General features: G+C 68.2%; 1 protein-coding gene. It reads right to left on the reverse strand.

The features are described from left to right. Window positions 1-655 (reverse strand): FtsX-like permease family protein (locus tag ENZ75_RS33565; protein ID WP_128278690.1); only part of this gene is annotated, 655 nt, incomplete at both ends.

Genomic DNA, 655 nt, shown 5'->3' on the forward strand with positions numbered 1-655 from the left:
GCAAGCAGCAGCGCGATGCCTATGGCCGCCGCGACATAGGCGGGGCGCGGCAAGCCGCGGCCTTCCAGTCCCATTTCGCGAAACAGCGCGGTTGCCGGCACGTCGCGGGCGCGGCCGAGCGGCAGCAGCGCGAAAGCCAACGTCACCAGCAGGCCGAACAGCGCCGCCATGCCGAGCGCGCCGGGATAGAAGCCGCCTTCGGCCGGCACCGGAATGACGGATTGCAAGGCCGCGCTCGCCGCGAAGGGCATTAGTGCGCCGAGCACAAGGCCTAGCACGACACCCAATCCGGCTATGATCAGGATCTGCACGAGATAGACGGCAAAGACGAAGCCGCCCGAAGCGCCCAGGCTCTTGAAGGTGGCGATGACGCCGCGCTTGCCGTCGAGATAGGCGCGCACCGCATTGGCGACGCCGACGCCGCCGACCACCAGCGCCGTCAGCCCGACCAGGGTCAGGAACTGCGAGAAGCGTTCGATGTTGGACGACAGCGCGGGCGCCGCGTTGCTGCGCGTGCGGATCGACCAGCCGGCTTCCGGAAAATCCGTGGCGGCCTGATCCTGGATGGCCTTGAGCCTTGCCTCGTCGGCGTCCGCCGGCAGCCGGATTTTGTAGGCATTCTCGACCAGGCTGCCCGGCTGGATCAGTCCAGTGG

This window comes from Mesorhizobium sp. M7A.F.Ca.CA.002.04.1.1 (assembly GCF_004022805.1).
Taxonomy (GTDB): Bacteria; Pseudomonadota; Alphaproteobacteria; order Rhizobiales; family Rhizobiaceae; genus Mesorhizobium; species Mesorhizobium ciceri.